Raw genomic sequence first — 11782 nt, 5'->3', positions numbered from 1 at the left:
AGAAAACCGCATGACTGCGATGAGGTGACGTGATTTGGGACTCCTCGCACGCTGATTATCAGTAATATATGCCGGTAATTGTATCACTCTCTCCGAGAGTTCTCGCGAACTCGTAACCAACACACGAGGAGTTTGCCGTCAGATGTTGGTTAAGATCTTGCGTTCTCATCTTGATGGCCAACTACTCGCCAAGAGTTAATACACTATCCATAGAACATGTATTATGATGTCCACGGACGACCAGCCCTCCACAGTGGCGAATCCCGAGGAGACGTTCAACGATCTCCTCACGTACGCTGAGCTCCTCAACACACCGCGGCTCGCACGGCTCTACATCTACATCCTCCAGCACGGGCCCGTCGAGATCGAGACGATCAAGACCGACCTCGAGATGGCACACTCGACGACGTACAAGTACATCGGCCAGCTCGAGGAGATGGGCCTGCTCTCCCGAAACGACGAGGTGACACCCACGACGGTCACCGTCGTCCCGATTCGCCTCCGACTCGACACCGAGCATGGTGACGTTCTTGCGACACCCACCCTCGTCGACGCGGTCGGTCGACAATTCGAGACCGACGACATCCGGGTATTCGTCGAACGCCAGGGGGTCGCGAAACTAGCTGCGGCACTCCACTACACGCTCCGCGTGATGAACGGCGAACTCACACAGCGGACGGCGGCGACGAAACTCGGTGTTCACCCCGTCGAGGGGATGACCGTGTTCACTGCACTCCAGGACGTCGTCGAGGACGCCGCGTCCTACGACCCGTATCTGGAGCATCCTGAATAATGTCGGCGGTGGAGATTCCGAGCGACAGCGTCGCCATCATCGACAGCAGCGTCCTCTTCGCGATGGGTGGCCCCTCGAACGACAAGTACCAGGCGTTCGAGCGCTTCGTTCGGACGCACAACATCACGGTAACTGTCCCCAAACAGGTGGCCGAAGAACTCGGTGAGAGCCCCGGGGCGTACGAGTACCAACGCGACCGGCTCCGCGCCGCACAGGAGGCCGGCTGGTTGACGCCCGCTCAGATCGACTTTTCGGTCCCCCGTGTGTCCAAGGTCGTCGACAACACCCGAACCCGCATGGCCGCGCTTTCTGCAGACGACGTCACCGAAGACGAGATCGAGAAGACGGATACGATTCTCGCCGGACTGGCGTATCAGTACGTCGCAGAAGGGTCGTCCCACGTCACTGTCTTCGTGAGCGATCGAATCGCCGAGCGAGCCATCGATGATGTGCTCTCCGCGGTCGGTGTCGCGGATCGCACGTCAGTCGTTGAGGGACGGGCGTTCCTGAATGACCTCGACTCACATTCATAATCGGCCTTCCCGGGCTACAGGCGCTGATGTCAGAATCTTCCGTACCTTATGTAAATACCTATGTTGACTGGAAGGCATGTGTTACATAAGACGAGACTAATGACCGACACACCACATCCGCCTGATTCGCTCCCGAAGTACCTCGCCGAAGGACTCCCAAAACAGGACACGGAGACGCTCGAAGACGTCCGTGCGTACGTCGACGAGTTGATCGAGTATCGGAGCCAGCCCGTCGACGAGGCCGATCTCCCCGATGACGTCGAACCCGTCGATGAAGGCGATGAGGGGAACGGGACGCTGGTGAAGGAGCGTGTGAAGTGTGGTGCTGACTGCACCTGTAACGACGGCCGAGGCCACGGTCCGTACCTCTACCGCTACTACCGGGAGGACGGCAAACTCAGGTCGGAGTACGTCGGCAAAGCGTGACAGACCTTCAGTACTTCACGAAACTTCCTCGGCTAACCACCTCTGAAGCTTAAGTTCCGTGTCGAATCGACTCCACTATCGATCTTGACGAGGGGGTCACCGGAAGATCAAGAGAAGATCGTCGCTGTCGGCGGCGATCCGCCGCCGACGCGACAGCCTTGCCACTCACCGCAGGGGCGTACTCGATCGGTCGTTACCGGACGAACCGGTCGTCCGGCGGTCGGTTTGCGGGGACGGCCCGACGCGTCGCGAGGGCCGTCCACGCTGCCCGTCGGATCATGTTGGTGAACTCCTTATACGACCACTCCCAGAGGCGACGCCCGCCTCGGCGGGGCGTCGCCACATACTCCCAGTGCAGATACCGCCACACGTTCTGTAACAGCAAACTCACTACGACGTACAGCAGCCGTACCGCCGGATCCTGTGTCGTAGTCGTCGCAATCGTTTGCTCGGAGAGTCGGTAGCTGGCCTCGATACCGAAGCGTTTCGCGTAGTGGTATCGAGCGTCGCGAGGAGAATTGATGAACGGCGCGTCAGCGGCGTAGCCGTGACGCGCCACGCCATGTTCGTCGTATCGTCCGTTCTGGTAGGTACAGTCGATGTAGACGGGAAACTCGACGGTCCAGCTGTGACCGTCGAGTTTCGCCGTCATGTCGTGGTGAATCACGCGACTCCAGCCCTCGGAGAGTTCTTGCTTGATCGACTGACCCCACCGGATAATCGGGATGACGTACGCGTGGTTGTGCGCCTGCAGCAGCGTGAGACACTTGCTGTCGTAGAATTCTCGATCGAGGTAGACGGCCTTGACGCCGAGGTCAAGGCCGTCAAGGATACCGAGAAACTCGGCGAGGACGCTGCTGGCGGTGTCGCCGTCGACAAGACGGCGCACCGCCAGCGTGTAGCGTTTGTTCTTCACGCGTGCGTACAGCGTCGCGTACGCGTGGAATGCGGTTGTTCCACGCTTGGCTTCCGAGTGGTAGAGGCCCTCTGTGCCGTCTTCGTCACCGTAGTAGGGACGCAGGTGGAGGTCAGCGACGACCTCCACCTGCTTGGGAAGGGCATCGAGAATATCTCGCTGGAGGAGTGTGTTTCCGACTCGTTCGAGCTGTTCCAGCTCGAACTTCGTCCGAAGATGATAGAGGACGGCGTTGGCACGAGGGGAGTTAGCACTATTCTCACAAAGTGTCGAGATTGAGGTCCCGTCGGCGCACGCGCCGACGAGGACCTCACAGATCTCTTCCGACGTTATCTGAGCGTTCTCACCGAGAGTGATCGAAACTTCCTCGTCAAGGGTGTTGACGAGGAAGTTAAGAATCTGGTCCTCATGGAGTCTACTGTCTGCTTGCTGGGTTCTAAGCACACCTTCCGCAAGCAGACGTCTCAACTAACCGGCTTCGTGAAGTACTGACCTTATGTAACCACCCGTGTGAACGGGGCTCGATTGTTACATGAGATAGTCCTCCTCAGCCTGCGTCCGTATCTTGAAACCGCGCTGTTCGTTACATTTATCAGCAAGCTGACTATTCCTCGGGCTCTTCTTCGGCACTCCTCGCTCTTCAGTTTCGCTTGGTCTGTGACCGCTATTTCCTGATTCGGATTTAGCGTCGAGAAGGCTCGAAACCCCAGAATTTGCTCGTTTCGTCAGCGACGATGGCCAACTATCGGCGTTTTTTGCTCGTATACCTAAATCGGGTTTTGACCCTATCAGGGAATCAAAGAGTCGGATAGATGCTCTCGGACGATCTAGATCGATCCACATTCGGCATAGTCTCCCGCAAGGAGAGGAGAGTATATGGAATGTGAAGCCGATTTAGGGTCGTACGATGGGGCAGTTTGGGGGTCGGGTCGGTCGACCCGACGCGGGCCGATCGGAGATGCCGGTGACTGTGTCGTATCGAACATCTGGCAGATGCTTTCTACACTTCGCGACTGCATCTGGCTGACTCGCGGTCGTCTCTCGTGACACTGTTCGGAGCGCTCCCAGCTCTGGGGTATGCTCTGCCCCGCGCTGTTCGGCTGGGTAATGACCTGATCGGATAGAAGAGGAGTCCCGCATCGTCTCACGACACGACAGGGTTCCACAGCCGTTCTCGTGTGACCTCGTTCGTTGAAAGGGTAGTCCATCCACGCCGCAAGAACAAGGCTGTGGACGCGTTCGTCGCGGTCTTTGGGGCACCTCCCGTTACTCCATCGGGGGGTGGGTGAGTGATCCTCTGGATTCCCGAGCAGCTCGCTTCGACGACGTCTTTCATCCGTTTGCTCGTCTCGGATTTTGATGACTCGAACCGAGCTCCCCGTCGAGCAATTGTTCGGGGTCGTCAGCCCCTCACACGCCGCTATCCGCCTTGACTCGCGTGCTGATCGGTCCCTGAATCGCCCGACGGTTCCCTCCGATCGATCCCGTACTCCGTGATTTGCCGTTGTTCACCCCCTCGTCGCGCACATTCTGGCTTTATAGCCATCGCTCGGACCTCGTCGAGCTGATTACAACCGGCAGAAAAGAGCCCGACGGCACTCTTGTGAGTTTTCCAGCCGTCAGAGGATGCTATGCACCATCATACTTGTCCACAGAAAGGGGTAGGTGTACTGTACATTATTGAGAGAAAAACTGCTCGATGAGGGAGGTGAATTGGATGATCCGAATTCTGGATCTTGTTCCCGTCGGGTGGGCTAGATGAGTGGTCGAGGACCGTTCGAGAACTGACGCTGGTCGCGTGGTGAGGATGACGGTGTAGAATCCGGTTCTGTATCCCGAATCACGCAATAGAAATCTATATTCGGAAAACCGAATGGAGATATTTTTGAAAAATCGCGTAAAACGTCTTCTATTTATAAGATGCTGGCTCCCCTCCTGTTTCACTAACCATGCTCGGCTACCTGATCGATAGCACCGACGAATGTGACCTCCCGGAGAGAGCCGATGGGGGCAGGCGATGACAGACCTCGCTGAGGCAGCGGAGGGGGTTGTCGCACTCCTCCTCGGTGGATTCATTTTCATCGTCATGGGCCAAGCCCTCTCGGGATGGACAACGGCATCCCCGTTATTCGACTTCCGACTGTGGGGCGTACTGTATCTACTCGCTGCCATCGTCTTGACGACGGGAGTGCTCTACGCTGCTGTCCGGGCCATCCTCAACTGAGTCATGCCCACAAGTGCGTCATCCACGTCGAGGTCGCCCCACCGAGAGGAGATTTTGAACGTGTTTCGCGAGTCGGATAAACCGACGCTCACGGTCCAGGATCTCGTCCCCGAATTCTCCGTGGGCGAGCGGGCGATGCAAAATCATGTGAACGAGCTCCACGAGGATGGGTATCTCGTCCTCGAGACGGATGGGAGACCGAACCACTGGCGACTCGCCGACTCCGAACCACAAGAGCCGGTCTACCGGACAGAACTCGCGACCGCAAAACGGTGGGGACGTCAGTCCGTTGCGTTCGGTCAATCTGTATTCATGATCGCGATCAGCGTCATGGCTGCTGGCGGGCTCGTGATGTCGTATCACGTGTTTGCCCGTGGGATGGCCATTCGCATCCCTGTTGTCCAGGACGTCAGTGCCGCCGTCACTGCTGCATGGGCGGGTGTCCTCAGCTCACTGCTGCCCCTCGTGGGGTCTGTCGCGTACGCCGCTGGACTCGCACTCCCTCGAGTCATCGAGTGGCGTCTCGAGGAGACGCTCCCTGACGAGTTGTAGCTGGTTCGCCGTCCCACGCTTTAGAACGCCCCCGGTCGCTCGACTCGGGGGGCTCGCTGCGGTCCTCGCCTCCGGCTGCGGTCCTTCCGTCGCCCGCCGTCGTCGACCGCCCGGCCCCGTTCAGTCCCACCCCGTCCGTGTAGGCTTCTGTCAATCACCCGGCTGACCGGGTGCGCACCGCTCGGTTGGATGTCGAACTGCCGCTCCCTTCTCGATCGGTGCGACGACCACGCCTCGCCGCGCTCACGGCTCGATCTCGCGGGCACGGCCCGCTCGAACACCCGCGGGACTCCACGGGGCAACAGGGGCTGGCCGCTGGCGCAGCCGGCTGGGAGTACGTCGAGGTCCAGGTCGGCGATAAGACGGTGTACGTGACCGCTCCGTGGCGGTTCTTTTCGGTCTCACGGAATACTGCTGTCGAGGAACGAAGCGAGAGCGGGACGTCGGAGGTCGCCGCATCACACTCTTACAAGGGGCGGTACCCGGCGATGCTGCGGTACCGGATGAGTCCCGCGAACGTGAGTGTCCTCGCCGACCAGCCCGCAGACCGTCGTATCTGGTGGGAGACTACCCGAGTCGCGGAGAGCGGGTCGGTCGCGGCAACGCCGCTTCCGACCACGATCGTCGCGACGGAGAACACCAACCCGACTCCCCTGTACAACCAGTACGCGGGGGTGCTGAAGAGTACAGGTGATGTGACCGGGGAATCAGTTTCCGCCAGTTCCGTCGACGTCTGGGGAATGCCGGTTACGACGGACAGGCAGGTCACGCGTTACAAAGAGCCAGTGCTGAACGTAACGATCGACGACGGGGCAGGGGCCGCCGAAATCATCCTCAGCGACACGGACGGCAATCCGGTCAGCGGACGAGAAATCTTCGTCGATGGAGCAACGGTCCCCGTTGTGGTCACTGACGCGAGTGGCACCGCGACGGTCGACATCAACAGCCCAATCGTCCAGGCGCGATTCACTGGCGACGACTGGTGGGAGTCGCATTCGACCTACTACCTGCGAACGCAGGCGGTGAGCGTTTCGAGCGCTTCGGTCGTCGTTGACGCGATCGAGGTCGTCGGCTATCTGAGTGATGCAGTTTCGAACGTGATGATCTTCGTCGAGTGGCTGGTGCTCGGGATCTTCGCGGTGTTTTGGATGCGATATATGCGGCGCCGCCCAGCGTGAGCCACCTGTCGCTCCGAACCGTATGACTACGAGTCGGTCGGGTCGTATCCAACGAATCGGGCCAGTTGTTCCGCCGCGGTTCTCGTCACCGTTTGGTCGACAATTGCCACGGCACGCTCGATATCGGCCTCGCGAAGGGAGACGACAGCCCAGGGGGAGACAAATGATTGTTCCGAGAGGCCACCTTCGACGAACCGTCCCTCCAACGAAATCGATGGTGAGTACTCTTTCGTCGTGATACCGGCGGCGATGTACTGCTCACCCGCAAATGGGTGTGTCTCGTCGCTCAAGATGAGGTAGGGTCGTCGAGGAGTATGTCCGTAGGGATCGGATGCGACGACGATGCTTCCACGTCGAAGCATCACTCGCCACTCGTCTCAGCGTCAACATCTGGGAGTTCAGCGTCCCAGTCGGGGTTCGTATCATAGTGATCGCCCTCGAATTGGTCAGCAACTGACCGGAGGCCGATCTCACTGGCTGTTTGGGCGTCGTACGCCTCGATATTGATCGCCCAATACTCACCTTTGTGTCGGACGAGTCCTCGCTCTTCGAGGCGACTCAGTGTCGTCCCAACACTTCCCCGGGAGATATCGAGTTCGTCGGCGAGTTCACTCGGCGTGAACCCGAGCTCGGGATATTGTGCGAGGTGTTCGAGGATCCGTCGCCCGTTTGTCCCCTCATTTGGAAGGTTACTCGGATGGTAACTCTCGAAATCGACAGGCATTGTAATCTACTGTAATTGTATGTTGACGAGCGTAATCAGTCTTCTGGCTCCAGACTCTTTCCCGCGACAGCCATCCACCATTGTGCATAGTCAGGTCGATATGGACACCGTTCGCGCCCAGGGAAGGTGGAGGAGCCAAAGAATAGGGTTCGTCCCAGAGACATACACACCCGACTTACGCCGCGCATTCAGCAGCACCATTCTGCCAGCTACCAGAGGAGACTTGAGCCGAACTAGGATTTTGCGCAACTACCACTCAAGCCACTAATCCAGCTACCCCGTCTATGGAGGCCCCAAACGCCAATCCCTGGAACAGTACACCACCCACGAGTAAGAGGGAATTGGCGACTCGAGAGTCCGCTCGGACGAGTCCGAGCCGGAAGGGGTGCGGTGAAAGCGGGTCCCGCGCTCTCGCCGTTCGCCTCGCGGAACTCACTGCGTTCGTTCCGCGCTTCGCTCACCTCCCCGAGACGGGGACTCCCGACGTGCTCGTTACACTCGCACCTCGCCTCGCTCGCGGTTCCACTGCTCGCTTTGAGGGACTCACGCTGTTCGTCCCTCGCTTCGCTCGCACCTTTCCGGTGCGCCAGCGGGTGAGGCGGTCGGTTCCTGCGCTTGCTCGCGGCTCCTTCTCGCGGGCTCCGCCCGCTCGAATGTCCGCGGAACAGCGTTCCGCGCTCTCGCCGCTCGCATCGCGGTTCTCACTACCGCTCGAACCGCGCACTGCTCGGAACGCGACGAGCCTCACTCCGCTGGCCGCTCAGGTCCCCGCCTCCGGTGCGCGCGGCTGGTTGGTTTCACTCGCGATCAGGCGTCTCGCTCGCGCCCCGGAGGGGCACTCGAAGGCGCGAGCGAGACGCAGTCGGTGTCGAGAACTGCTGGACGGAGATGGAACTCATGTAGAGGTGAGTGTCGGTGAAGACGCGGTAGAGGACGCGCCTTCGGGCAAGTAACCCAATGAGTAGTAGTTACGCTATCGGACAAGAAGTTTCGGACGCACAGGCGCGAGAACAGAACGCGGAACGCCGGACGGATCGGTGTGATGAATGCGGTGGCCGGGTGGTGCGAGTCCAGATCGAGACGGTGTGTGAGGCGTGTGGCCTCGTGGTCGACGAGGATGCCATCGCACGAGAGATGAGCCCGAGTGTGCACAAGCAGGGCGAAGTCGGGAACGGCCCGGTCGAGTGGAGTCTCGAGCGGACGACTCAACTGCGCGTCGATCGAGGTCTGCACACGACATTCTTTCTCGGGTCGGACGGGTACGGAAACTCGTTGACGAAGGCGCAGAAGGACAAGTTCGGACGGCTGCGGCGTCGGCACAAGCGGTTCCAGATGGAGTCAAAGCGTGCGATCCGGCTCAACGAGGGACTCCGTGACATCCAGATGATCGTGGGCAACCTGGGACTCCCGGGGTTCGTTACGACGGACGCGGCGGCGTTGTTGAAGCAGGCGTCAGAAGAGCGGCTTCCAGGCGGGCGGATGGCGTGGGAAGCACTCGCGGCGCTGACGCGCTTCCGCGTCGAACTCGGTCATCTTGAAGGCCCGTTGCAGCTGTGCGAGCGGTGTAGCCCGGGCGGGCTCGCGACGTACTGGACGCGCGATCTCGAGGCGCATTTGGTCGAGCAGTAGGTGATTCAGTTCCCCCAGTGGTATCCATCAGCCAACTCGATCAGAAAATACGCCAATACACCTAATACACTCACCGACAAAGAAATACATATGCCCATCGACATCGAGACCTTCGAAGCCTCCCCCGAGGACCGCCTCAAGCACAATGGGGAGACCAACGCCGACCGCGTGATGCGGTTCCTCGCCACGTATCCCGACCAGGCGTTCACCCAGAGCGAAATTCGCGACGCGACCGACGTGAACACCGGGAGCATCAGCGTCGTCCTCTCACGTCTCGAAGATCGCGGGCTCGTCCGCCACAAAGGCAACTACTGGGCGCTCGGCGAGGCCGACGACGTCGCCGCCTACACGAGTATGGTCGAGAGCACGCGGGCCGCGAACGACCGCTTCGGTGAGGAGGACATGGACGAATGGCTAGAACACGCCGTCGACGACGAGGACGAGGCGACTGAATGAGCTATCAGCGCGGGGATGTCGTCTGGGGGCCGGACCCGTTCAAGTCGGGTGAGAACCCGCGTCCGTGGCTGATTCTGAACAACGACAGGCACCCGTTCGGCGACGAGGAGTACATAACGGTCACACTGACGACGACACCCCACGACGAAGGGATCCCCCTGGATGACGCTGATTGGGTTGAGGGCGGGATGCCCCGACAGAGTTACGCCTCACCGTGGGTGGTCGCGTCGCCGAAGCACGCCGCGATCGTTCGACGACAGGGTCGCCTCGAAGAGTCGTTCGTCCAGACCGTCGTCGACGCGCTCAAGCACTATCTGGAACCACCGGCTGAGGAATGACCGATCACGCGACAGTGTACGACGTCCGGGAACGAACTGGCAATCCCGGGCACGCATCCGTCAACACAGTCTGTGAGCGCATGCTCGAACGAGCTGCTACTCCCCGGACAGATAACTCGGATGCACATCTCGATGGCACGATGGCCACGGTTGTCGATCGATACGGGGACGCAATCGTTCGGGAGGTCATCCACCAGATCCTCGTCGACGTCGTCCCGTTTCGGACGGCCGCTGCAGACCACGATGTCACGGCAGTCGATGGCGTTCGGATCGGGACGGTCGCGACGCAGGTTCTCAGTGAACTGAACACGGAACCGCAGGCGTAACTCTTTGAAAGCCCTCGGCCGCTCGACGGCCCACTCCTTGTACTCGGTCTGTGTCTGGTCGAACCGGTTCTCCTCGACGTCGTCGAAAACCTCCGCGGACTGCTCGGCGTCGAGATCGACCGTCGCGTGGAGGTTCTCGGTGACCAGCGTCGCGACGTCCTCGTCGACAACCTGTGGCTGCCCGCGTTCAGCGTGGGCGACGAATCGGGTCCGGTCGTTGATCCGGTGGATGACGCCCACCGACGTCTCGAAGACGGCGTTCGTGTCCGCGGTGACCGCGACCACCGGGCGGAACGTCACCGATGAGTGTGGGTCTGGGAGGTCGGCAGCCTCGATGTTCTCGATATCGCGGAACGCCTCCGCGACGGCCGCGTCGACGTCGGCGGCCGGGTCGTACGGGCGGAGCGTCTCGTCGCAGAGGATCTCGATGCGACCGTTGTAGAGGTCAAGGCCGATCTCGTCGGCGATCTCCCGGAGGTCCTCGCCGTCGAGCAGCTCGATTGGGTGTGGGTCGTCGTTCTGCTGGAGGCGGTCGGCGTACTCCTGGGCAGGGTTCGTGAACCGGCCAGTCGTGACGACCATCCCACGTTTCGGGCCGTCGAAGTCGAACGTCGCGATGGCGGAGTGGAGCTTCTGAACGACCGGCCGCCCGACCGTCCCCGTGTGCTTGCACTCCACGATGATCGCGCGCCGGGTGCCGTCGACGACCTCCTCCATGATGACGTCTCGGCCCTCGTCAGCGGTTCGCTCAGCCTGACGGACGTTCTCGTACCCGAGATTTCGGAAGACGTCCTCTATCACGTCCTCAAACTCGAACCCTGAGAGATCGTCCAGTACAGCCATCCCGAATTATGTGGACAGTACGTTGCAACTGCCAAATACGTTGCCGAACGCAGCCCCGTGTTGTTTTTGAACCCCCGAGAGGGGTGCGGGGGTGATCGAACGAGCCTCCCGCGAACTAACCTATGAGTGGAATCAGCGACCCACGCTCGCACGTACAGTCACGGACCTCAGCTGATCCCGACGTCATCTACGTCGGTTACCGTCGTCGAGGCCGCGCCATTGTCGAGAAGCAATCGGACCAAGAACAGCTCACGCCAGAGCGGAGTCTCGAGCAGGCGAATCACAGTCCTTCGGGCTTCGAATGGGGATATGGTGGCAGCGGGCCGGCCCAACTCGCACTCGCCCTTCTGCTCGATTACACTGACGATGAGGAGGTGGCACTGGCGGAGTACAAGGCGTTCAAGACCAAAGTAGTGAGCCAGCTAAAGTGTACAGGACCTGACGGCTGCTGGCGACTCACGGGACGCGAGATAGATGCAGCCCTTTGTGAGATAGTCGACGATCCAGTCGCACCGTCCGTCAACTAACGATCACAGAGAGCAATCAATGTCAGAACACACCCAACAGCCTCGTACGGGCGCAGAATCGCCGCAGAACCGTGAGCGTCAGGCACCAATCAAGTACGTCGAGCGAAGCGATGTCGGCGTCTCACTCACCGTCAAACTCACTCGCGGTACTGGCACCCGCGATCAAGACAAGATCACGGCCAAAGTGAAGGGCAAGACGCTCGAAGATGCCCGCGAGGATATGGAAACCCTCCGCGAGTATATCCACGACCTCGCTGAGGACGCTCGCCAGATCCAGCCAGCCGACCCACACGAATAGTACTTCTTTTGAGTATTGC

The 11782-nt window shown here is 60.2% G+C and carries 14 protein-coding genes and 2 pseudogenes; 12 read left to right on the top strand and 4 right to left on the bottom strand.

The window, feature by feature from the left end; genetic code table 11:
* Positions 1 to 223: 223 nt before the first annotated feature.
* The 3 genes from NKJ07_RS21930 (at position 224) to NKJ07_RS21920 (ending at position 1752) form a co-directional block, all read left to right on the top strand.
* A complete protein-coding gene (locus NKJ07_RS21930) occupies positions 224 to 793 on the top strand; it encodes a DUF7437 domain-containing protein (RefSeq protein WP_318570666.1) in 570 nt (189 codons plus the stop codon).
* Positions 794 to 801: 8 nt separating this feature from the next.
* A complete protein-coding gene (locus NKJ07_RS21925) occupies positions 802 to 1326 on the top strand; it encodes a PIN domain-containing protein (RefSeq protein ID WP_318570665.1) in 525 nt (174 codons plus the stop codon).
* A 99-nt stretch (positions 1327 to 1425) separates the two neighbouring features.
* Positions 1426 to 1752, top strand: coding sequence for a DUF6788 family protein (locus tag NKJ07_RS21920; protein WP_318570664.1), 327 nt, complete (start codon positions 1426 to 1428; stop codon positions 1750 to 1752).
* A 193-nt stretch (positions 1753 to 1945) separates the two neighbouring features.
* On the opposite strand, the gene NKJ07_RS21915 is transcribed toward NKJ07_RS21920, so the two are convergent.
* A complete protein-coding gene (locus tag NKJ07_RS21915; protein ID WP_318567202.1) occupies positions 1946 to 3112 on the bottom strand; it encodes an ISH3 family transposase in 1167 nt (388 codons plus the stop codon).
* Between the two features lie 1573 nt (positions 3113 to 4685).
* Between NKJ07_RS21915 and NKJ07_RS21910 the strand changes: the two genes are divergently transcribed.
* From NKJ07_RS21910 to NKJ07_RS21900, 3 genes are all read left to right on the top strand, one after another.
* Positions 4686 to 4892, top strand: a complete 207-nt coding sequence (locus NKJ07_RS21910; RefSeq protein WP_318570663.1) for a hypothetical protein — start codon at positions 4686 to 4688, stop codon at positions 4890 to 4892.
* Between the two features lie 3 nt (positions 4893 to 4895).
* Positions 4896 to 5444 (top strand): hypothetical protein, encoded by a 549-nt coding sequence (locus NKJ07_RS21905; RefSeq protein WP_318570662.1) that lies wholly within the window; start codon positions 4896 to 4898, stop codon positions 5442 to 5444.
* Between the two features lie 218 nt (positions 5445 to 5662).
* Complete coding sequence (locus NKJ07_RS21900) at positions 5663 to 6622, top strand: DUF8186 domain-containing protein (protein WP_318570661.1); 960 nt, start codon at positions 5663 to 5665, stop codon at positions 6620 to 6622.
* A 26-nt stretch (positions 6623 to 6648) separates the two neighbouring features.
* On the opposite strand, the gene NKJ07_RS21895 is transcribed toward NKJ07_RS21900, so the two are convergent.
* Both NKJ07_RS21895 and NKJ07_RS21890 read right to left on the bottom strand, forming a co-directional pair.
* Entirely contained in the window at positions 6649 to 6912 is a 264-nt protein-coding gene (locus NKJ07_RS21895) for a hypothetical protein (protein ID WP_318570660.1), read from the bottom strand.
* 71 nt (positions 6913 to 6983) lie between these two features.
* A complete protein-coding gene (locus NKJ07_RS21890) occupies positions 6984 to 7346 on the bottom strand; it encodes a MarR family transcriptional regulator (RefSeq protein ID WP_318570659.1) in 363 nt (120 codons plus the stop codon).
* Between the two features lie 1488 nt (positions 7347 to 8834).
* On the opposite strand from NKJ07_RS21890, the pseudogene NKJ07_RS24495 reads away from it, so the two are divergent.
* The 4 genes and pseudogenes from NKJ07_RS24495 to NKJ07_RS24620 form a co-directional block, all read left to right on the top strand.
* Positions 8835 to 8975 (top strand): annotated as a pseudogene (locus NKJ07_RS24495) (DUF7558 family protein); the annotation flags it as partial.
* A 90-nt stretch (positions 8976 to 9065) separates the two neighbouring features.
* Positions 9066 to 9431 (top strand): MarR family transcriptional regulator, encoded by a 366-nt coding sequence (locus tag NKJ07_RS21880; protein ID WP_318570658.1) that lies wholly within the window; start codon positions 9066 to 9068, stop codon positions 9429 to 9431.
* On the top strand, positions 9428 to 9769 hold the full coding sequence (locus NKJ07_RS21875; RefSeq protein ID WP_318570657.1) for a type II toxin-antitoxin system PemK/MazF family toxin: 342 nt from the start codon (positions 9428 to 9430) through the stop codon (positions 9767 to 9769). Before NKJ07_RS21880 ends, NKJ07_RS21875 begins: the two co-directional genes overlap by 4 nt.
* Positions 9766 to 10095: a DUF8158 family protein gene (locus NKJ07_RS24620; protein ID WP_318570897.1), complete on the top strand. Its 330-nt coding sequence runs from the start codon at positions 9766 to 9768 to the stop codon at positions 10093 to 10095. The genes NKJ07_RS21875 and NKJ07_RS24620 overlap by 4 nt, the downstream gene beginning before the upstream one ends.
* An 18-nt stretch (positions 10096 to 10113) precedes the next feature.
* Here NKJ07_RS24620 and NKJ07_RS21865 read toward each other — a convergent pair.
* Positions 10114 to 10938, bottom strand: a pseudogene (locus NKJ07_RS21865) (restriction endonuclease); the annotation flags it as partial.
* A 122-nt stretch (positions 10939 to 11060) separates the two neighbouring features.
* On the opposite strand from NKJ07_RS21865, the gene NKJ07_RS21860 reads away from it, so the two are divergent.
* Both NKJ07_RS21860 and NKJ07_RS21855 read left to right on the top strand, forming a co-directional pair.
* On the top strand, positions 11061 to 11465 hold the full coding sequence (locus NKJ07_RS21860; protein ID WP_318570656.1) for a DUF6166 domain-containing protein: 405 nt from the start codon (positions 11061 to 11063) through the stop codon (positions 11463 to 11465).
* Positions 11466 to 11484: 19 nt separating this feature from the next.
* The gene (locus tag NKJ07_RS21855) at positions 11485 to 11763 is read left to right on the top strand and encodes a DUF7389 domain-containing protein (protein ID WP_318570655.1); all 279 of its coding nucleotides are present in this window, start codon (positions 11485 to 11487) and stop codon (positions 11761 to 11763) included.
* Positions 11764 to 11782: the final 19 nt, after the last annotated feature.

Source organism: Salinigranum marinum, from assembly GCF_024228675.1.
In the GTDB taxonomy this organism is placed as follows: Archaea; Halobacteriota; Halobacteria; order Halobacteriales; family Haloferacaceae; genus Salinigranum; species Salinigranum marinum.
Note: the sequence above shows the minus strand (reverse complement) of the source record. Positions and strands in the feature narration are given on the sequence as shown.

Excerpts from the sequence above, each read along its gene's own strand:
- NKJ07_RS21930 (WP_318570666.1), top strand. The coding sequence starts at position 224 with ATGATGTCCACGGACGACCAGCCCTCCACAGTGGCGAATCCCGAGGAG.
- NKJ07_RS21875 (WP_318570657.1), top strand. The coding sequence starts at position 9,428 with ATGAGCTATCAGCGCGGGGATGTCGTCTGGGGGCCGGACCCGTTCAAG.
- NKJ07_RS21880 (WP_318570658.1), top strand. The coding sequence starts at position 9,066 with ATGCCCATCGACATCGAGACCTTCGAAGCCTCCCCCGAGGACCGCCTC.
- NKJ07_RS21890 (WP_318570659.1), bottom strand. The coding sequence starts at position 7,346 with ATGCCTGTCGATTTCGAGAGTTACCATCCGAGTAACCTTCCAAATGAG.
- NKJ07_RS24620 (WP_318570897.1), top strand. The coding sequence starts at position 9,766 with ATGACCGATCACGCGACAGTGTACGACGTCCGGGAACGAACTGGCAAT.
- NKJ07_RS21855 (WP_318570655.1), top strand. The coding sequence starts at position 11,485 with ATGTCAGAACACACCCAACAGCCTCGTACGGGCGCAGAATCGCCGCAG.
- NKJ07_RS21905 (WP_318570662.1), top strand. The coding sequence starts at position 4,896 with ATGCCCACAAGTGCGTCATCCACGTCGAGGTCGCCCCACCGAGAGGAG.
- NKJ07_RS21860 (WP_318570656.1), top strand. The coding sequence starts at position 11,061 with ATGAGTGGAATCAGCGACCCACGCTCGCACGTACAGTCACGGACCTCA.
- NKJ07_RS21910 (WP_318570663.1), top strand. The coding sequence starts at position 4,686 with ATGACAGACCTCGCTGAGGCAGCGGAGGGGGTTGTCGCACTCCTCCTC.
- NKJ07_RS21920 (WP_318570664.1), top strand. The coding sequence starts at position 1,426 with ATGACCGACACACCACATCCGCCTGATTCGCTCCCGAAGTACCTCGCC.